The organism is Paradevosia shaoguanensis (assembly GCF_016801025.1).
GTDB lineage: Bacteria > Pseudomonadota > Alphaproteobacteria > Rhizobiales > Devosiaceae > Paradevosia > Paradevosia shaoguanensis.
Genome location: NZ_CP068983.1, coordinates 3,057,192 through 3,075,442 on the forward strand (window position 1 = coordinate 3,057,192; position 18,251 = coordinate 3,075,442).

Sequence of the window (18,251 nt, forward strand, 5' to 3'; positions counted from 1 at the left end):
CACCCCAGGATGGCGGCTGACAAACAAACGAGACACCTATGAAAAACCTCTCCGAACGCCCCTCCGTCCACCCCACCGCCGAGGTGCGCGCGTCCGATCTCGGCCGCTACACCGAGATCGGTGAGCGCTGCCATGTCTATGAAAGCGTGGTGGACGACTATTCCTACCTCGTGCGCGAGTGTGAGGTCTATTCGGCCCGCATCGGCAAGTTCTCCAACATTGCCAGCCACGTACGCATCAATGCCACCAACCATCCGATCGAGCGCGCCACGCTCCATCACTTCACCTATCGCGCCGGCGACTATTTCGAGGATGCCGAGCACGAGGCCGAGTTCTTCGTCAAGCGCAAGGCGCGCACCGTCACCATCGGCCATGACACCTGGATCGGCCACGGCGTCACCATCCTGCCCGGCGTGACGGTCGGTGACGGCGCCGTCGTCGGCTCCGGGGCGGTCGTTACCAAGGACGTGGCGCCCTACACCGTCGTCGGCGGCGTACCGGCCAGGCTCATCAAGGAGCGGTTCTCGGCCAAGGTCGGCGAACGCATGCAGAAGCTTGCCTGGTGGGATTGGAGCCATGCGCAGCTGCGCACCGCGCTCGATGATTTTCGCGCGCTGACGGGCGAGGAGTTCCTGGTCAAGTACGGCGGGTAGCACGCTTCGCCCGCCTGGTATCTGGCTCCCGCCTCAGAAGCTCCGGTCCCACCGGAGCTTTTTCTTTTCGCGCCCGCCGATCCCCGGAAATCCGGGGCTTTGGATTGTCACTGAACTGTCGCTGAGCGTTCATATCAGCTTCTTGATGCCGCCTTAGGGCTTCCTGCAACTCAGCAGGGAGCAGGTCATGCTCAAGATTTCCAACGTCACGCGCCGGTTCGGCAGCAAAGTGGCGGTCGACAAGGTCGACATCGTCATCCCCGCCGGCCAGATGGTCGGCATTATCGGCCGCTCGGGCGCAGGCAAGTCGACGCTCCTGCGCATGATCAACCGCCTCATCGACGTGAGCGAGGGCACCATCGCCTTTGACGGCCTCGAAGTCTCCGCTCTCTCCGGCCAGAAGCTGCGCGATTGGCAGCGCGACTGCGCCATGATCTTCCAGCAGTTCAATCTCGTGCCGCGCCTCGACGTCATCACCAATGTGATGCTCGGCCGGCTCAATCGCCGTTCCACCATCCAGTCGCTGCTCAAGATTTTCTCGCAGGAAGAGCAATTGCTGGCGCTCAAGGCGCTGGAGCGCCTCGATATCGCCCAGACGGCGATGCAGCGCGCCGGCACGCTTTCGGGTGGCCAGCAGCAGCGCGTCGCCATCGCCCGCGCCCTGATGCAGGAGCCGAAAATCCTCCTCGCCGACGAGCCGATCGCCTCGCTCGATCCGCGCAATGCCCAGGTGGTGATGGACTCGCTGCGCGACATCAATCGCAATGACGGCATCACCGTCATCACCAATCTCCATACGCTCGATACCGCGCGCAATTACTGCGAGCGCATCATCGGCATGCAGGGCGGCTGCGTCGTGTTCGACGGCTCGCCTGATGAGCTCACCACCGATGTGGCCCGCCGGATCTACGGTGCGGATGGGCTCGAAGAGGCCTTCTCGGAGGCCATGACCTCGACCAGCCTCGATCCGGTCAAAAAGGCGCGCCGCAAGCGCAAGGAAGCCGCCGATGTGGTGGCGGCCAACCAGCTCGGCGCTGCCGGCGTCAGCCTTCCCAACTGAGTTCACGAAATCCCGCATCGATGACCCTTGAGGCGGGACAACCGCCGGGCGCCGTGCGGCGAAACGACAACAGGAGAAACCCATGACTGCGTTCCGCAAAACCCTGCTGGCTGCCACCGCGCTCGCCATGCTCGCCAGCTCGGCCTTCGCCCAGGACGTCAGCGTCCTGCGTATCGGCCTGGATGGCTCGGAAAACGAAGCTGACCAGATGCGCAATGCCCAGTGCGTTGCCGACCAGCTCAAGGCCGCCACCGGCGTTTCCGAAGTCCAGCTTTTCCCGTCGCCCGACTATAACGGCGTGATCCAGGGCCTCCTCGGCGGCACCATCGACATCGCCGTGATGGGCGCTTCGTCCTATGCCGCCATCTACCTCAAGGATCCGAACGCGGTTGACCCGATCCTGACCACGGTCGGCGCCGACGGCTCGACCGGTTACTACTCGCTGATGGTCGCCCGCAAGGATTCCGGCTTCAAGACCGTTGCGGACCTCAAGGGCAAGAAGCTCGGCTTCGCCGACCCGGATTCGACCTCGGGCTACCTCGTCCCGAACGTGGCTCTCCCGGCCGCCATCGGCATGCCGGTGAAGGAATTCTTCTCGGAGACCGGTTTTGGCGGCGGCCATGAGAACCTGGTTCTTGGCGTGCTCGACCACAAGTTCGACGCCGGCACCACGTTCGGTTCGGGCGTTGGCGATTGGGCCGAGGGTTATTCCTCGGGCAACTTGCACACCATGGTCGCCAAGGGCATCCTGGACACCGACGATATCGTCGAACTCTGGCGCTCGCCGCTCATCCCGAACGGCCCGCTGATGGTCTCCAACAAGCTGCCGGAAGACATGAAGGGCAAGGTCGAAGCGTTCTTCAAGGACCTGCCGGGCAAGGATCTGGCCTGCTTCCAGGGCTTTACGGGTGGCGAGAACACCGGCTTCACCGAAGTCGACGCTTCCTTCTATCAGACCATCATCGACGCTCGTAAGTCGGTGATCGGCGGCTGATCCGCACAACGAACATCTTTTGACGGCGGTGCCCTCTGGGCGCCGCCGTTTGCATAAAAGGAGAGCGCCGTGGCCCAAGTCGCCGAGCATGCTCCCGTTTCGCTCAGCGAGGGGACGCAGACGGTCTATGACCACTACCGCCGTCAGGTGCGGACGCGCAGGATCTATACGCTCATTGCGCTGGTCGTATTCCTCGCCATCCTCGCCGCTTCGCTCAATTTCGCGAACGCGGCCAATTCGGGCAAGTTCTTCGAACGGCTGCCCTATTTCTTCGATTTCCTGCGGTCTTTCGTGCCGCGCGACCCTCTCGAAATCTTCCGCGCCATGTTCGATCTGGCGAGCCCCTATGCGGATGGCTCGCAGAAATACGATTACACGTCCGAGCGCATATGGGTCACCGACTGGTTCTACGTGCCCAATTACGTCTACCAGCTGATCGTCACCATCAACATCGCCATCGTCTCGACCATCGTCGGCGCGACCCTGGCTTTCCTGCTCTGCTTTTTCGCCTCGACCAACCTCATGGGCGCGGGCATTGCCCGTTTCGTCGTGCGGCGGGTGCTCGAAGTGCTCCGCGCCTTCCCCGAAATCGTCGTGGCGGGCCTCCTCACGGCCATCCTCTCGATCGGCCCGATCGCCGCCATCGTCGCGGTGTCGCTGCACACGATCGGCGCCCTGGGCAAGCTCTTCTACGAAGTGGTCGAGAATGCCGACATGAAGGCCGATGAAGGCCTGCGCGCCGTGGGCGCCAACTGGGTCGAGCGCGTGCGCTTCGGCATCGTGCCGCAGGTGTTGCCCAATTTCGTCTCCTACACATTGCTGCGTGCCGAAATCAACGTGCGCGCCTCCACCATCATCGGCGCGGTCGGCGGCGGCGGTATCGGCGAGGCCTTCCGCCTCTCCATCGGCCGCGACCATGCGGCCAAGACCTACGCCATCGTCCTCATGCTCCTCGTGACGATCATTGCGGTCGACCAGTTCTCCGCCTGGCTGCGGCGACGCCTGGTGGGCAAGCAGGCTTTCGATTTCGGGGCATAGGAGACGCACAATGGCACAACTGGCCCTCAACGATGCCGAACGCCAGGCGCTCCTCGAAGCGTATCCGGCGGTTTTCGTAAAAAGCTTCTGGCAGCGCTACGGCCTCGCGGTCGGCGCGGGCGTGGTAGCGGTCTACCTCGTCTTCTGCTTCTTCTTCTTCAATGTCGGCGCCGTGCTTTCCGATGGCCGCTGGGATCGCGCCGGGGCGTATCTGCAGGATTGGTATTCCTGGCGCGCCCAGCCGCGGCTCAAGCTGGCCGCCGGCCAGCCGGTCGATGTGCAATGGAACAATCGTGCGCAATACCGCACCGATGGCCCCATTGACTGGCTGGTCCCGGCCAGCGACGGCAGCGTCCTCGTCACCTTCGGGAGCGAAGCCGACAGTCTTGTCGTGCGCTCGGACGTGGTGACGGTCAATCTCAACGGCCAGCCCCACGACGTCGCCGTCGGCGCGAGCGGGGTCGTGCTGCCTGAGGACGCGCCGGAGGCAATGACGCTCAAGGGCGACAAGGTGCTGGTCGATTTCGGCTTCGCCGGTTCGGCCGAAATCCGCTCTAGCCAGGTTTATATCCAGCGGCGTTTCCTGGGCTGGGCCAATTTCTGGTTCGACACCAAGTCCGCCTTCTGGGGCATGAGCCTGCCGCAGCTGGTCTCGACCATCGTCGTCGGCGAGCGGATCGATCCGCAGATGTCCAACCTGCAGCTCGCATGGCGCGATTTCCTCGGCAACGGGGTCTGGCAGCATGCAGACATCATCTCCAAGCTCATCCAGACCATAGTCATGGCCTTTGTCGGCACGTTGCTCGGCACGCTGGTCGCCGCGCCGCTGGCCTTTATCGCCGCCCGCAACATCACGCCCAATCGTGCCGCCAACTGGGTGATGAAGCGCACCTTCGATCTGCTGCGTTCGATCGACATGCTGATCTGGGCACTGTTCTTCACCCGCAGCTTCGGCCCCGGCCCGATCCCCGGCATCGCCGCCATCTTCTTCACCGATACCGGCGCCCTCGGAAAGGTCTATGCCGAGGCGCTGGAGAATGTCGATGACAAGGAGCGCGAAGGCGTCAAATCGGTCGGCGCCCATACGCTCGAAGTCCAGCGCTATGGCGTCGTCCCGCAGGTGCTGCCGGTATTCATCTCCCAGTCCCTCTATTTCTGGGAAAGCAACATCCGCTCCGCCACCGTCATCGGTGCTGTCGGCGCCGGCGGCATCGGCCTCAAGCTTCTCGAGGCCATGAAGACCAATGCCGACTGGGACAAGGTCGCCTACATGGTCGTCCTGATCCTCGCCGTCGTCTTCATCTTCGACAACATCTCGAACGCCCTCCGTTCAAGACTGATCGGCAGCCGCCACTGAGAACGAACCAGCACGTCTCCCTCCCCTTGCGGGGAGGGGACAGGGGTGGGGGTAAGCCAAACGCTCTGGCCTGCGCCGCGCCGCACCGAGTGATATCCTACCCAGCGCGAGACCCGGTTCCCTAAAGCACCGGTCCCATCATCGCCACCGTATTGTTCCAGAGCCGCCGGCGTCGCGGCCAGCCATCCACCGACTCCGCCTCGATCAGCACCGAAGCCTGCCGGTAAACCTCCTGCCGCGCCTTGATCTCGGCCGTGAGCGCCGGATCGTAGAGCAGGATGTTGTTCTCGAAATTGAGCTCGAAACTGCGCCGGTCGATATTCGCCGAGCCGATGAGGCTCACATCTCCATCCACCGTCATGGTCTTGGAGTGCAGCAGTCCGCCGACATATTCGTAGATCTTCACCCCGGCATCGAGCAGTTCCTTGTAATAGGAGTGGCTCGCCGCCGCCACGATCCAGGAATCGTTGCGCTGCGGCACGATGAAGGTCGTGTCGACGCCGCGATAGGCCGAGGCGCAGAGCGCGGCCTGAATGGTTTCGTCCGGTACATAATAGGGCGTGGTGATGATGAGTTCGTGCCGCGCCGCGTTCATCACCGAGACGAAGATTTCCGGCATCGCCGAGGGTCTCACCGTCGCGCCTGTGCCGATCACCTGCGCCGCAAAGCCCGGTTGCGGCTCGTCGAGCGGGGCGAGGAACAGCGCCCGCAGGTCGTCGTGCCCATGGCTCATCCAGTCGCTGGCGAAGAGATGCTGGTTCTGCCGCACAATCGGACCCTCGAAGCGGACGAGAATATCCACCCAGGGCGCGTATTTCGCCTTCACCGCAAACGCCGCGTCGGCGCAGTTCTGGCTGCCGCAATAGGTGATGCGGTTGTCGATGACCACGATCTTGCGGTGGTTGCGCATGTCGATGCGACCCCAGAGCGCTGAGATCGGCGGCGTGGGGACGGGCAGGGCGCGGCCCAGCATCACGCCGGCATCCGCCATGGCCTTCCAATGCGGTGAACGGATCATGGCGCGCGAGCCGAAATCGTCGGCCATGGCGCGGCAGGTCACGCCGCGCCGCGCCGCACGCTTGAGGGCCTCGACGACCTTGAGCCCGTTATTGTCGGCCAGCCAGATATAGAACAACACATGGACGTGGTTGGTGGCGGCGTCCATGTCGGCGACCATCTGCTCGATGGCGCTGTCGGAATCCGCCATCAGCGTGGCGCGGTTGCCGCCTACCGGGGGATAGCCGCTGACCGATTCCCCCGCGCGGAAAAGCGGCATGTAGCGCTCCGGTACGTGCGGGTCGCGCTCGTGCCCATCGGTCGGCGGCGGCAATTCCTCGAGTACCTTGCGCATTCGTGCGATGCGGCCGCGGCCGATATTGGTTTCGCCCACCAGCGTATAGGCAAGAATGCCCACAAGCGGCGCCACGAGAATGACCACGACCCAGGCCAGGCGTGATACCGGTTCGCGGTAGGGGCGCAGCAGGGCGCGGGCCACGAAGAATACCTGGATGCCGAAATAGGCGATGGCCAGGAGATAGGCGTAGAGCGGGGTCTCGATCGTGATCATCGGGTGGCCACGATAGCCTTGCGAATGGCCCCCCTGAGGATCAACGACGAAAGCACCGAGCCAAGTATCATGCCCACGGCCAGCCCGAGGCACAGCGCGATGGCGAGGTAGAGGATGGCCTTGTCCGCCAGTCCTTCGACCACCGTTTCCATGCCGTCGATCTCATGGGCGAGGCTGGTAGATACCGACTGGCCGGCTTCGTTGATGGCAGAAACGATGGCGCTGGCGAGCGAGGTCTGCTCGGGCGTGGCCGGCGCCTGGCCAAAGGCCAGGGCGGGCCAGAGTAGGGCTGTGAGGACGAGTAAGATGGGTAAACCGCGAGAGGACATCTGGCTTTCTCCGGTGCCTGGCGGAGGTCGCGAATGCGGCCGGCCAGCCTGACGAAGATAGCTAGTGGCTTCCCCGCGGGGAAGCGCATAGAGGGATTTTCGCAAGATGCCGCGAAGGCTTGGCTGCCGTCGGCCGTCGCGCAGACCGCCAGCGGCCACGATCTGGGTTCGGCGCCGCTGGCAGTCTCGCGCATCGTGCTGGTGTGAAATGCGCGGGACAGCGCCAAGGGACAGCCGGACAAAACGATCCGGATGTTACGACGACAACCTGGGTCCTCGCCGCCGCCCCCCTTAGGACTCCATCCATGGCGAAAGATAGAGGCGGGCGGTGCCTCTTCACAATAAGCAAAGCGGACTAGGGTTCAGCGTTCGACGACGGTTCGGCCGGTCAGCGTCACCAGGTGCGTTTCGCCCGCGGTATCCACCCAGCCCTTGGCTTCAAGCTGGCGGACGATCTCGGGCAGGGGGTGGTAATCGGGCTCCCGGCAGAGGCGCAGGAGGGCCCGAACCTCGGCAGGCTGGGGCCCTTCGAGCACGGCGTCGCGTAGCAGCATGATCTCCTCCCAGAGACTACGTGCTCCTCAAGGTAGTCGCCTCGTGCCAGTTCCGCCGTCGATCAAAGGATATAGTCAGCGCGGCACGAGCCGGGTGAAAAGAAAGTTGGCCGCCACGCCCGCCGTCACGCCCAACGAGCCGCCGGCAACCTTGACGACCGCGTCCTTGAGCGTCGCGTGGCGGCTTGGTGCCAGCAATTGCGCGAGTTCGAAGCCAAGCGCGACAGCAATCACAAGCCCGAGCACCAGCCACCAATGGCGCGGATAGCCGACCACGAACACGAAGCCCACCAGCGCAAAGGCCACGAGCCGTTCGAGGTTGGCCGGCTCGCCCGTAACGGGGCGCCATTCGATGGGAAGTACCGTAACGAGGAGAATGCCCAGCAACAGCAGCCAGGCCAGCGGTCGAGCAGCCATGCGGATCATCTGCCGGTCCAGCCAGAAGCGCGGCCGGCGCGAAGGTTCGGGATGTGCATGGAAAGTCCTCGACGATTGCATTGGGCGCGGAGCCTATTGGAATTCGCCGTCCGCTCCAAGCGCCCCCTGGTGCCCACTGATCGCGCGATCAAGCAGGGTAACTCGCTCGGTGCGACTACCTCGGATTTCAAGCACAGCCAGGCCATCCGCCAGCAGCCCCAGCGCATCCTCGCGAATGATGGCCTTGAGCCGCAAATCCACCGCCCGCCGCAGCCTGGGATATTCGATCGTCGTCGCGATCTCATCGGGTGCCGACAGCGGCAGGAAGGCGATGAGATCGAGCGTCGCAAGCGCCTTCTCGATCCCTCCGAGCAGCTTCCCGGACGGCGTCCAGTCGCTGCCCTCCTTCTCGCCGAGCACTTCCAGATACGCGATGAAATCGAGCGGGCAGCGATCGAAGACGATATCCGCCTCCCCCTGCGCCGCCAGGATCATCCCGACGCTCTGCTCAAGCTGCTCCGCCAGGTCATCGAGCGAAGGCCCATCGGCAAACGTCACTCCGCGCTGCGCAAGTTCCCAATAAGGCTCCTGCATATGCGCATAGCCGCGATGCCCGTCGATGAAATCATCGATCAGCGTCGTCTTCCCACTCCCATGCGTCCCCACCACCGCAATCCGCATCGCGTCCTCCTGGAACGCCGTTGGTATTTCGAGGCCTCCCTGGGACGCAAGGAAAACTCGATAGGCGAGCGTGAATGGGAAGTGGGGCGACATAAATGGCGTATATTTGCAAATATAATGAACAAATGCAACCGGTTGCATTTTGGCCTGCTTAGGCCCAGGTTGATGCTCGACAGAGGAAACCTTGGGTTGGTCCTGTTGAGGGCCATAGCCTAAAGCGCTGAAAACAAAGGGAAGTTAGCAATGCGGATAGCAATACACCCTGACAAGATGACGTTAGGTCAAGCCGCTGCTGCAGAGGGTGCGCAGGCAATTACGCAAGCGATCGAGGACGATGGCGAGGCAACGATCATCCTGGCCACCGGTGCCAGCCAGTTCGAAATGCTCGACGCGTTGATACGGCAGCCGATCGATTGGTCGAGGGTGACAGCTTTCCATCTCGATGAGTATGTCGGGATTTCGCCCAATCACCCGGCCAGCTTCCGGCGCTATCTGCGGGAGCGCGTATGCGATCGTCTGCCCGATCTGCGCGATTTCATCATGATCGCAGGTGATGCGCATGACATAGGGGCGGAGGTCGAGCGTCTCACCGATGCGATCAGCGAGCGCAGCGTCGATGTCTGTTTCGCCGGCATCGGCGAGAACTGCCATCTTGCCTTCAACGATCCACCGGCCGATTTCAATACCGATGCGCCGTATATCATTGTTGGGCTGGATGATGCCTGCCGCCGGCAGCAATTGGGTGAGGGGTGGTTCCCGAGCCTCGAAGATGTGCCGGTCCGTGCCGTCTCGATGAGCATCCGCCAAATCATGAAGAGCCGCAAACTGGTGGTGTCAGTCTCCGATAGCCGGAAGGCAGAGGCTGTGCGCCATGCATTCGCCGGATCGGTATCGCCGAACTATCCGGCGTCGATCTTGCAGCAGCACGTCAACGCATCGATCCATCTGGATGGCGCCGCGGCAGCTCTCCTCAAAGTCGCCGCTGATTAGGCAGCGTACTCTGGGGGCTTGACTGCGAGAGCCGACATCTCCGCAACGGGTGCCTTGGCAGCGTCAGGCAGAGCGCTCTTGTAGCCGGCCGGTCCCACGGCATCCGCCAACGCGCCCGCCGCGCGGCTGCGCAGTGCCGGATCCTCAAAGGCGCGCATGCCGGTGAGGGCCATGACCTCGCTGGCGCGGATCATTCCCTTGTGCGCCATGGCGCTTTGCCCCTGCGCCACCATTTGCCAGCTATGGAGTTGCGTGCCTATTGCGCAGGTCGGGCTATGAACCTGAACTGTGGGGACGATCCAGCTGACGTCCCCAAGATCCGTGGAGCCGCCAATGGGTTCGCGCCGGCTACTCGGGGGAACCACAAAGTCGCAAAGTGGGGCATCGCGCTCCGCTTCAGCCACGCTCTTCCAGGCCGAGGCAATATCGGCCGCGTTGAATGTTTCACGCATTCGGGTGGCGAAGGCTCGGTCATCATCGTCGAAGGCCGGAGGGCCGAGCAGTTCCAGCACATCCTGCATCGCGTCTTCCAAAGGCGGGCTGGGAATGAGGTTGGAAACGGCACTGAGCATGGCCGACGTGACCGTGGTTTCGGTCATCATTGCCGCGCCGGCCGCGACCTTGCGGACACGTTCGACAAGCTCAAGCATGGCGTTGCGGTTCGGGGCTCGCACGACATAGCGAACCTTTGCACTCGATTGCACGACGTTGGGTGAAATACCGCCGGCATCGAGATAGGCGTAGTGAATGCGGCAATCGCTCTGCATGTGCTCGCGGAGATAGTTCACCCCGACGCTCATCAGTTCGGCGGCATCGAGGGCGCTGCGGCCGAGATAGGGCGCGGCGCCGGCATGGCTCGACGTGCCGGTGAAGGTGAAGTCCACACGGCAATTGGCCAGAGACGTGCGACGAACGACTTCGAGGAAGTCGGAAGGGTGCCAGGAAATGGCGATGTCGACGTCGTCGAAGGCACCGGCCTTGACCAGGAAGCTCTTGGCAGCGCCACCCTCTTCGGCAGGGCATCCATAATAGCGCACGCGCCCCGGCGTACCTGTTTCGGCCAGCCAGTCCTTGAGGGCGGTAGCTGCCAGCATGGAAGCGGAACCCAGAAGATTGTGGCCGCAACCGTGTCCGTTATGGCCCTCTGCGAGCGGCCTGTGCTCGAAAGCGCCTGCCTCCTGGCTTAGATTGGCGAGAGCGTCGAATTCTCCGAGAATGGCGATGACTGGTCCGCCGCTGCCTGCCTCTCCCATCAATGCGGTCGGAATGCCCCCGAGCTCGTTGGTGACCCGGAAGCCCTCCGCCTCGAGCATCGCGCGGTGCTCGGCAGCAGAGCGGTGTTCGGCATAGCAGGTTTCGGGCATCGTCCATACGCGATCGCTCAGCGCGACGAAATCCGGCGCATGCCGATCGACGAGGTCCAGCAGCTTGTCGTAGGTGGCGCGATTGCTGAGTGCAGTCATGATCGAGTCCAATCAGGTGCGCGGGTCGAGAAGATCGCGGAGGCCGTCGCCCAGGATGTTGAAACCCAGAACGGTAATGGTGATGGCAATCCCTGGGAACAACGAAACCCAAGGAGCCAATTGGATGAATTCCCGGCCATCGCTCATCATCGCGCCCCATTCCGGAAGTGGGGGCTGCGCGCCCAGGCCCAGGAAGGAAAGACTGGCCGCAGTGAGTATGATCGTACCCGCGGTCAGCGTTGCCTGGACGATGATGGGGCCGAGCGAATTGCGAAGGATGTGGTCGAACATGATGCGCCAGACGCTGGCGCCAAGTGCCGAAGCCGCCTCGACATATTCCATCCGCTTGATCGAGAGCGCCACGTTGCGGCTGAGCCGCGCATAGACCGGCAAGGAGAAGACGGCGATCGCGATCAGCATGTTGATCAGCGAGCTGCCGAGAATGGAAACGATGAGAATAGCCAGGATCACGCCGGGAAACGCGAAGATGATGTCCATCACCCACATGATGGTCTGATCGGTTCGTTTCCCGAAGGTGCCCGAAATCAAACCGAGCGGCACGCCGACGGCCACGGCTATGCCGACGCCGAGCACTACTTCCATGAGCGAGATGCGCGCGCCGTAGACGACGCGGGCGAGAATATCGCGACCATAGGCATCGGTTCCGAAAGGATGATCGGCACTTGGCGGCATCAACGAGTAGAGCAGGTCCTGGGCGTACGGATCGGAGCTCGTGATCAACGGAGCGAATATCGCCGCCAGGATGATGATGACGACGAGGCCGCCGCCAAGGACAAGGCTTCTGCGCCGACGCATGAAGCGAAGGGCTCGTGCGGAGCGGCTGGGTTCGGCGGCAGATGCTGTGTCGGTGGTAGCCATCTCAGTCGAATCTTATGCGCGGGTTGAGGGCAGCGATGATGACGTCGGCGAGGAAATTGATCACCACGACGCACACAACGGCGAGAAGGATAAGAGCCTGAATCATCGGATAGTCGCGGTAGCTCACTGAATCCACGAGCAGTCGGCCGATGCCGGGCCAGTTGAAGACGCTCTCGGTGACGACGGCCCCGCCGAGCACCGATCCGAAATTGAGTCCGATAATCGTGACAATGGGAATGAGGGCGTTGCGCAGGGCATGCTTGCGATGCACCACCGCGTCGCTCAGCCCCTTTGCGCGGGCGGTTCGGACATAGTCCTGGCTGAGAACTTCAACCATCGATGATCGCGTCATGCGCGCAATGATGGCGGTGGGAAGCAGGCCCAGCGCAAATGTCGGCATGATGAAGTGCTTCCAGCTCGAAGCGCCGAGCAGGGGGAGCCAGCCCAACTGGACTGAAAAGAGGTTCATGCTCATGAGCGCCAGCCAGAAATTGGCTATGGAGGCGCCCGCAATTGCGACCAGCATGACGATCTGGTCCGGCCAGCCGCCCTTGTGCGTTGCCGCAACGACGCCGGCCGGTACACCAACCAGCGTTGCCAGCCCATAGGCGCAAAGCGCCAGCGCGAGCGTATAGGGAAAGCGCTCCGCGATCTCATGGGTCACGGGGAGTTTGGACTGGATGGATATCCCGAAATCGCCGTGCAGCGCGTTCCACAGGAACGAGACGTATTGCTCGATAAGGCTGCGTTCCAATCCGAGCCGGATACGCATGTTGTCGACCGCCTCCTGCGTCGCCTCCGGTCCTGCCATCAGTCTGGCTGGATCGCCGGGAAGCGCGCGGATAGCGAGAAACACCAGGAGAGACACGCCGAGCAAGACCAGCGGCAGCATCAGGAATTTTCTGGCGAAGTAGAGCTTCATAACCGCCCACCGGAAAAGAGGGGCCGGTCTGAGACCGGCCCCCGGAAAGCGTTATTCGGACTTCGTGGCCCAGGCGACGTTCACGGCACCACCCGGTGCTACCCAGACGCCGCTGACCTTGGCGCTGGTCGCGGCCAGATTGTGCTTGGAGTAGAGCAGGACGTGAGGGGCTTGCTCGTTGATGAGCTTTTGCGCCTCGACGTAAATTGGCTTGGCCTTGGCTTCATCGAGTTCGGACGCACCCTGATCGATCAGCTCGTCGAGATGGGGATCGCTGAAGAAGCCCAGATTGGCGCCGCCCGGAGACCAGCTTGCCGTCGCATAGAGAGGACGCAATTGCAGATCCGGGTTATATGCGCCCGTGGACCACGAGGCGATGGTCGAACCGAGATTGTCGGCAGCCTTGCCCGATGGGTCCGCAAACGCGACCTGAGACCAGACGCCGCTTTCCAGATTGCGGATTTCCAGGTTGACGCCAACCTTGGACCACATGCCCTGAAGGGCGGCGGCGATGGGGGCGTCTCGCTGGGAAACCGCCGTCGTCATCGTGAAGCCGTTGGGCAAGCCGGCATCGGCCAGCAGGGCCTTGGCCTTCTCTGGGTCGTAGTTGTAGGTGGCAAGCTCTGCATCGTAGAACGGATTGCTCGGAGCCAAAGGCGAGTTTGCCGGGTCGCCGAAGCCACGCAACAATGCTGCAACGAGCGCCTGCCTGTCGGTCGCGAAGTTCAGAGCCTGACGTACGCGTACGTCATCGAGCGGCTTCATCTGCGTGTTGATGGACAGCCAATAGATAAACGAGCCAGTGCTGTCGATCAGCTTGAGTTCGGGATTTGACTGAACGGCCAGGACCAGGGCGGGCTGCAGCGGGTAGACGACGTCTGCGTCGCCCGACTGCACTGACATGGCCAGGACGGAGGGCTCTCCCGACCAGGTGAACCGCAACTGGTCGACATTGGGGGGAGTGCCCCAATAGTTTTCGTTGCGCGTCTCGAGAACGTATTCGCCCGATTTGTACTCGGTGAACTTGAACGGCCCAGTGCCGACCGGTGTAGTGGCGAGAGTTCCCGCGGCATCCGCGGTCGGGCTCACCATCTTGGGCGTGCCGGTGGTCATCAGCTCGAGGAACCCTGCATAGGGCGACTTGAGCTTGAACTCGACGGTGAGGTCGTCAACGGCGCGGATCGAGTCGATCACGACCTTGATGCGGCCTGCGGCTGCCAGGCCACGAGCGGGGTCGAGGAAACGCTGGATGCTATAGACAACGGCGTCGGCGTTGAACGGGGTGCCGTCGTGGAACGTGACGCCTGGGCGTAGCTTGAATGTCCAGAGAGTGCCGGTTGCATCGGTACTCCACTCCGTGGCGAGAACGGGGACGATGTTCGCGCTTTCGTCACGCTTCACCAAGCCCTCGAACATCGGCTCCAGAACGGTGCCGGTAGCGGATGCGGTATGGTCGCCCGGATCCATGGATCGCGGTGCCTCGGCCTGGACGACCGACAATACTGTATCGGCATAGGCAGTCGTCGCCAAAAGCGCACCGAGGCCAAAGGTGATGCCGAACGCAAGCCGACGGCCACCGCTCAGGAACGGATCGAAATGCAATTTGCTCTCCCCTGCAATTAGTTGTTCCCATCCCACTCAGTTGACCGCCCCCAGTGGTTCGGTGCATCAACTCGCGTTGACTTTGCTCAGATTGTGAACTAACTGTCAAAGGATAATTTAGTAGCTGCTATTGATCGCGGCCTAATTGAGCAAAACCGGCGAAAGGTGTCGTACTAATGCGTATTGCGGTTGGGGGCCTGCATGTGGAGTGCTGCACGTTCAACCCGGTCAAGGTCACGGAAAAGGACTTCGTGATCTGGCGCGGCGATGAAATGCTGTCGCAGCCATACTTCTCCGTGCTCAATGAATATAAGGCAGAGTATCTGCCAACATTCTATGCCCGCGCAGTGCCGGGCGGTCCGATCGCGCGCGAGACTTACGAGAACTTCAAAGCCGATCTCTTGGCGCGCATGAAAGCCTCGTTGCCGCTCGACGGCGTCTATCTGGCAATGCACGGCGCTTCGTTTGTCGATGGCATGGAAGATGCGGAGGGGGACTGGCTGACCGCTGTCCGGGACGTCGTTGGACCGGACTGCGTCATTGCCGTCAGCTATGACCTGCATGGCAATGTGTCTCAGAAGATCCTCGATGCGATTGATATCTTCTCCACCTATCGCACCGCGCCGCATATCGACGTGCGCGAGACGCAATTACGCTCGCTCAAGATGCTGCATCGCGCTTTGACCACGGGCGAGAGGCCGCTCATCGCCTGGGTCAAGGTGCCCATGCTGATGGGTGGCGAACGAACCAGCACGTTCTACGAGCCCGCCAAGTCCATCTATGAAAGCCTTCCCGAGCTGGACGCTCTGCCCGGCATTTGGGACGCATCGCTGCAGGTTGGCTATCGGTCCGCCGATGAGCCGCGCGCCACGGCCTGTTCGGTTTTCACGGGCACTGACAAGGCCGTGCTCGAGGCCGAGGCAACCAAGCTCGCGTCCCGCTATTGGAATGTTCGTCATGCCTGCGTGTTCCCCACGCGGACCGGTGGCGTCGAAGAGGGCGTTGCGCTGGCGAAGACCAGCGCGACCCATCCCGTTATCCTGGCGGATTCTGGAGACAATCCTACTGCAGGGGGCGTTGGTGATCGCAGCAACGTCCTGGCTGAAGTCTTGAGGCAAGGCCTGGATGGCGTAATCGTTGCGGGAATTACCGACCCTTCGGCGACGGACAAGGCCTATGCCGCCGGCGTCGGTGCCAAGCTCGATTTCGAGATCGGCGGTACGCTTGATCCGAGTTCGGGCAAGATCAAGGTGGCTGCCGAAGTGGTGCTGCTGTCCCCGACCAACGAGCCTCTGGAGCGCGAAGCGGTCATTCGCATTGGCGGGGTAGTCGTCGTTCTGGCCGCACGCCGTCGGCCATATCACAACATCGCCGATTTCAAGCGGCTGGGGCTTGATCCGGCCAGTGCTAAAACCTTGCTGGTAAAATCCGGCTATCTGTCGCCCGAACTTGCCCCCCTCGCCAATCCGAATTTCATGATCCTGTCGGAGGGCGCGGTTAACCAGAACCACGTCACCCAGGGGCAACGCAACCGCATGCTGACGCCAACCTATCCCTGGGTACAGGATTTGCAGTGGTCGCCGGCGGTGGCGCTGTCCAAGCGGTCGCTGGCGCGACTGGGTGCCTGAATAACTCATAGTCCTGGTCTAGAACGCGCTATCCGCGAAGCTGGAGACACTAATCCGTGACCAATCCGGACACCGGCGATAGTCACTCCGTTTTGCGGGTGCGCAATCTCAAGACCTATTTTGATACCGACCGCGGCCTGGTCAAATCTGTCGACGGGGTGTCGTTCGACATCGGTGCCGGGCAGACCCTTGCCGTGGTTGGCGAGTCAGGATCGGGCAAAAGTGTCACCAGCCTGTCCATCATGGGGCTGCTGGATAAAGCGCACGGTCGGGTCGTGGATGGCTCGATTACCTTTCGCGACAAGAAGGGGAGCGTTCAGGATCTCTGCAAGGCTTCGGAAGCGTCCATGCGCAAGATCCGGGGCAGCGATATCTCGATGATTTTCCAGGAGCCGATGAGCAGCCTCAATCCGGTCTTCACCATAGGGGACCAGATCGCTGAGGCGATCATATTGCACCAGGGCCTCTCGCGTGCGGCCGCCAGGAAGGGCGCGATCGAAATGCTGCGAATAGTCGGTATTCCGGCTCCCGAGAAGCGCGTAGATCAGTACCCGCACCAGATGTCGGGCGGCATGAGGCAACGCGTCATGATCGCGATGGCGCTGAGCTGCCGTCCCACTCTCCTGATTGCCGACGAGCCGACCACGGCGCTGGACGTGACGATTCAGGCGCAAATTCTCGATCTCATGAAGCGCCTGCAACAGGAAATCGGCATGTCGATCCTGTTCATCACCCATGACCTCGGTGTTGTTGCCGAGGTCGCTGATCGAGTTGCGGTGATGTACGGCGGGCTGATCGTGGAGGAGGGGGATGTGGTGTCCGTGCTGACCAGGCCCACCCATCCCTACACGATCGGGCTGCTCGATAGTGTCCCAGGAACACGGCGGCGCGGGGATAGCGTCGGCGCACGTCTCTACGCCATTCCCGGTAACGTGCCCGATCCGCGCCGTCGTACCCCCGGATGCCCGTTTGCGCCCCGCTGCAGCTTCGCGATCGATGCGTGTCGCGCCGACCTGCCGCCGCTCGTGGAAACCGGCACGGGGCAGGCGGCCCGATGCATACGCTGGCAGGAGGCGGTGGCGTCATGAATGAGGTAATCTCGCCCGCCGGAGGTGCCGAACCGCTTCTCTCGCTGCGTAATCTCAAGACGTATTTTGGTGGGGACAGCGGGTTTCTGCGGGCCAAGGCCGGTACGGTCCGGGCTGTTGACGATGTCAGTTTCGACATAGCTCGCGGTGAGGTCGTCGGCCTGGTAGGAGAGTCAGGCTCGGGCAAGACCACGATCGGCCGCTCGATACTCCGGCTCGTCAAGCCCACCAGCGGTTCGATATTCTTCGAAGGGGTGGATATTGCGCCGCTGGAGGATGCCGCCTTTCAGTCCTACCGCCGGAAAATGCAGTTCATTTTCCAGGACCCCTATGCGAGCTTGGATCCACGGAAATCTGTCGGCGCCATCATCACCGAGGCGCTCTCCATACATCGCCTGGGGACGCGCCCGGAACGACAGCAGCGAGTGGCGCAGCTTCTGGAGCAGGTCGGCCTGGGCGCCGATGCCATGAAGCGCTACCCGCACGAATTTTCCGGCGGGCAGCGCCAGCGTATTGGCATCGCGAGGGCGCTTGCTGTCGATCCTCAGTTCATCGTCGCCGACGAACCTGTGTCGGCGCTCGACGTTTCCGTACAGGCGCAGATCGTCAATCTGATCCAGGATCTTCAAACGAGCCTGGGCCTGACAGTGCTGTTCGTGGCGCACGACCTCGCAGTCGTCGAGCATCTGTGTGACCGGGTCATCGTAATGTATTTGGGGAAGGTCATGGAGGTCGCGCCCAAGGCGGCGTTGTACAGTCGACCGCGCCACCCTTATACCAAGGCGTTGTTATCAGCCATTCCTCGCGTCGATCCGACACGCAAGAAAGAACGGATCATTCTCGAGGGGGACATTCCCAGCCCCATCAACCCGCCGTCCGGCTGCGTATTTCGTACACGCTGTTCGCACGCGATTGCCGCCTGCTCGGAGGTCGTGCCTGCAGCCATCTCGGTCGGGGAGGGGCATACGGCTGCCTGCATCCGTACAGACATCATGTGAAACGCTCGCATGATGTCTGCCGTGGGCTGAG

Annotated in this window: 19 protein-coding genes; 10 read left to right on the forward strand and 9 right to left on the reverse strand. The window is 62.3% G+C overall.

Annotated elements, in window-relative coordinates; genetic code table 11:
* Positions 1–38 precede the first annotated feature (38 nt).
* The 5 genes from JNE37_RS14630 to phnE (JNE37_RS14650) all read left to right on the forward strand — a co-directional run bounded on the left by JNE37_RS14630 (position 39) and on the right by phnE (JNE37_RS14650) (position 5,102).
* A complete protein-coding gene (locus tag JNE37_RS14630; RefSeq protein ID WP_203063486.1) occupies positions 39–653 on the forward strand; it encodes a DapH/DapD/GlmU-related protein in 615 nt (204 codons plus the stop codon).
* Between the two features lie 187 nt (positions 654–840).
* Positions 841–1,713 carry a phosphonate ABC transporter ATP-binding protein gene (phnC, locus tag JNE37_RS14635; RefSeq protein ID WP_035030492.1) on the forward strand — a complete coding sequence of 291 codons (873 nt, stop codon included), beginning with the start codon at positions 841–843 and terminating at the stop codon, positions 1,711–1,713.
* Between the two features lie 82 nt (positions 1,714–1,795).
* On the forward strand, positions 1,796–2,707 hold the full coding sequence (phnD, locus tag JNE37_RS14640) for a phosphonate ABC transporter substrate-binding protein (protein ID WP_035030489.1): 912 nt from the start codon (positions 1,796–1,798) through the stop codon (positions 2,705–2,707).
* Between the two features lie 69 nt (positions 2,708–2,776).
* On the forward strand, positions 2,777–3,745 hold the full coding sequence (phnE, locus tag JNE37_RS14645; protein ID WP_379125362.1) for a phosphonate ABC transporter, permease protein PhnE: 969 nt from the start codon (positions 2,777–2,779) through the stop codon (positions 3,743–3,745).
* 10 nt (positions 3,746–3,755) lie between these two features.
* Positions 3,756–5,102 (forward strand): phosphonate ABC transporter, permease protein PhnE, encoded by a 1,347-nt coding sequence (gene phnE / locus JNE37_RS14650; RefSeq protein ID WP_203063488.1) that lies wholly within the window; start codon positions 3,756–3,758, stop codon positions 5,100–5,102.
* A 121-nt stretch (positions 5,103–5,223) separates the two neighbouring features.
* Here phnE (JNE37_RS14650) and cls read toward each other — a convergent pair whose 3' ends face one another.
* Positions 5,224–6,669 carry a cardiolipin synthase gene (cls, locus tag JNE37_RS14655; RefSeq protein WP_203063490.1) on the reverse strand — a complete coding sequence of 482 codons (1,446 nt, stop codon included), beginning with the start codon at positions 6,667–6,669 and terminating at the stop codon, positions 5,224–5,226.
* On the reverse strand, positions 6,666–6,998 hold the full coding sequence (locus JNE37_RS14660; RefSeq protein WP_203063492.1) for a hypothetical protein: 333 nt from the start codon (positions 6,996–6,998) through the stop codon (positions 6,666–6,668). Before JNE37_RS14660 ends, cls begins: the two co-directional genes overlap by 4 nt.
* Positions 6,999–7,031: 33 nt before the next feature.
* On the opposite strand from JNE37_RS14660, the gene JNE37_RS14665 reads away from it, so the two are divergent.
* The gene (locus tag JNE37_RS14665; protein WP_203063494.1) at positions 7,032–7,205 is read left to right on the forward strand and encodes a hypothetical protein; all 174 of its coding nucleotides are present in this window, start codon (positions 7,032–7,034) and stop codon (positions 7,203–7,205) included.
* A 155-nt stretch (positions 7,206–7,360) separates the two neighbouring features.
* On the opposite strand, the gene JNE37_RS14670 is transcribed toward JNE37_RS14665, so the two are convergent.
* From JNE37_RS14670 to JNE37_RS14680, 3 genes are all read right to left on the reverse strand, one after another.
* The gene (locus JNE37_RS14670) at positions 7,361–7,552 is read right to left on the reverse strand and encodes a hypothetical protein (protein WP_203063496.1); all 192 of its coding nucleotides are present in this window, start codon (positions 7,550–7,552) and stop codon (positions 7,361–7,363) included.
* Between the two features lie 75 nt (positions 7,553–7,627).
* Positions 7,628–7,969: a VanZ family protein gene (locus tag JNE37_RS14675; RefSeq protein ID WP_052015081.1), complete on the reverse strand. Its 342-nt coding sequence runs from the start codon at positions 7,967–7,969 to the stop codon at positions 7,628–7,630.
* 93 nt (positions 7,970–8,062) lie between these two features.
* Positions 8,063–8,650: an AAA family ATPase gene (locus JNE37_RS14680; protein WP_203063498.1), complete on the reverse strand. Its 588-nt coding sequence runs from the start codon at positions 8,648–8,650 to the stop codon at positions 8,063–8,065.
* 243 nt (positions 8,651–8,893) lie between these two features.
* Between JNE37_RS14680 and JNE37_RS14685 the strand changes: the two genes are divergently transcribed.
* Positions 8,894–9,640, forward strand: coding sequence for a glucosamine-6-phosphate deaminase (locus tag JNE37_RS14685; RefSeq protein ID WP_203063500.1), 747 nt, complete (start codon positions 8,894–8,896; stop codon positions 9,638–9,640).
* Here JNE37_RS14685 and JNE37_RS14690 read toward each other — a convergent pair.
* The 4 genes from JNE37_RS14690 to JNE37_RS14705 form a co-directional block, all read right to left on the reverse strand.
* Entirely contained in the window at positions 9,637–11,103 is a 1,467-nt protein-coding gene (locus JNE37_RS14690) for a M20 family metallopeptidase (protein WP_203063502.1), read from the reverse strand. The two genes, JNE37_RS14685 and JNE37_RS14690, sit on opposite strands and share 4 nt — an antisense overlap.
* A 12-nt stretch (positions 11,104–11,115) precedes the next feature.
* On the reverse strand, positions 11,116–11,919 hold the full coding sequence (locus JNE37_RS14695; protein ID WP_246513294.1) for an ABC transporter permease: 804 nt from the start codon (positions 11,917–11,919) through the stop codon (positions 11,116–11,118).
* A 64-nt stretch (positions 11,920–11,983) separates the two neighbouring features.
* Positions 11,984–12,904 (reverse strand): ABC transporter permease, encoded by a 921-nt coding sequence (locus JNE37_RS14700; protein ID WP_203063506.1) that lies wholly within the window; start codon positions 12,902–12,904, stop codon positions 11,984–11,986.
* Positions 12,905–12,955: 51 nt separating this feature from the next.
* Positions 12,956–14,506, reverse strand: coding sequence for an ABC transporter substrate-binding protein (locus tag JNE37_RS14705; RefSeq protein ID WP_203063508.1), 1,551 nt, complete (start codon positions 14,504–14,506; stop codon positions 12,956–12,958).
* Positions 14,507–14,682: 176 nt separating this feature from the next.
* On the opposite strand from JNE37_RS14705, the gene JNE37_RS14710 reads away from it, so the two are divergent.
* The 3 genes from JNE37_RS14710 to JNE37_RS14720 are packed head-to-tail and all read left to right on the forward strand — an operon-like array spanning position 14,683 to position 18,220.
* Entirely contained in the window at positions 14,683–16,134 is a 1,452-nt protein-coding gene (locus JNE37_RS14710) for a M81 family metallopeptidase (RefSeq protein ID WP_203063510.1), read from the forward strand.
* A 56-nt stretch (positions 16,135–16,190) separates the two neighbouring features.
* Positions 16,191–17,222 (forward strand): ABC transporter ATP-binding protein, encoded by a 1,032-nt coding sequence (locus JNE37_RS14715; RefSeq protein ID WP_203063512.1) that lies wholly within the window; start codon positions 16,191–16,193, stop codon positions 17,220–17,222.
* Complete coding sequence (locus JNE37_RS14720) at positions 17,219–18,220, forward strand: ABC transporter ATP-binding protein (protein WP_203063514.1); 1,002 nt, start codon at positions 17,219–17,221, stop codon at positions 18,218–18,220. The genes JNE37_RS14715 and JNE37_RS14720 overlap by 4 nt, the downstream gene beginning before the upstream one ends.
* The last annotated feature ends 31 nt before the right edge of the window (positions 18,221–18,251 follow it).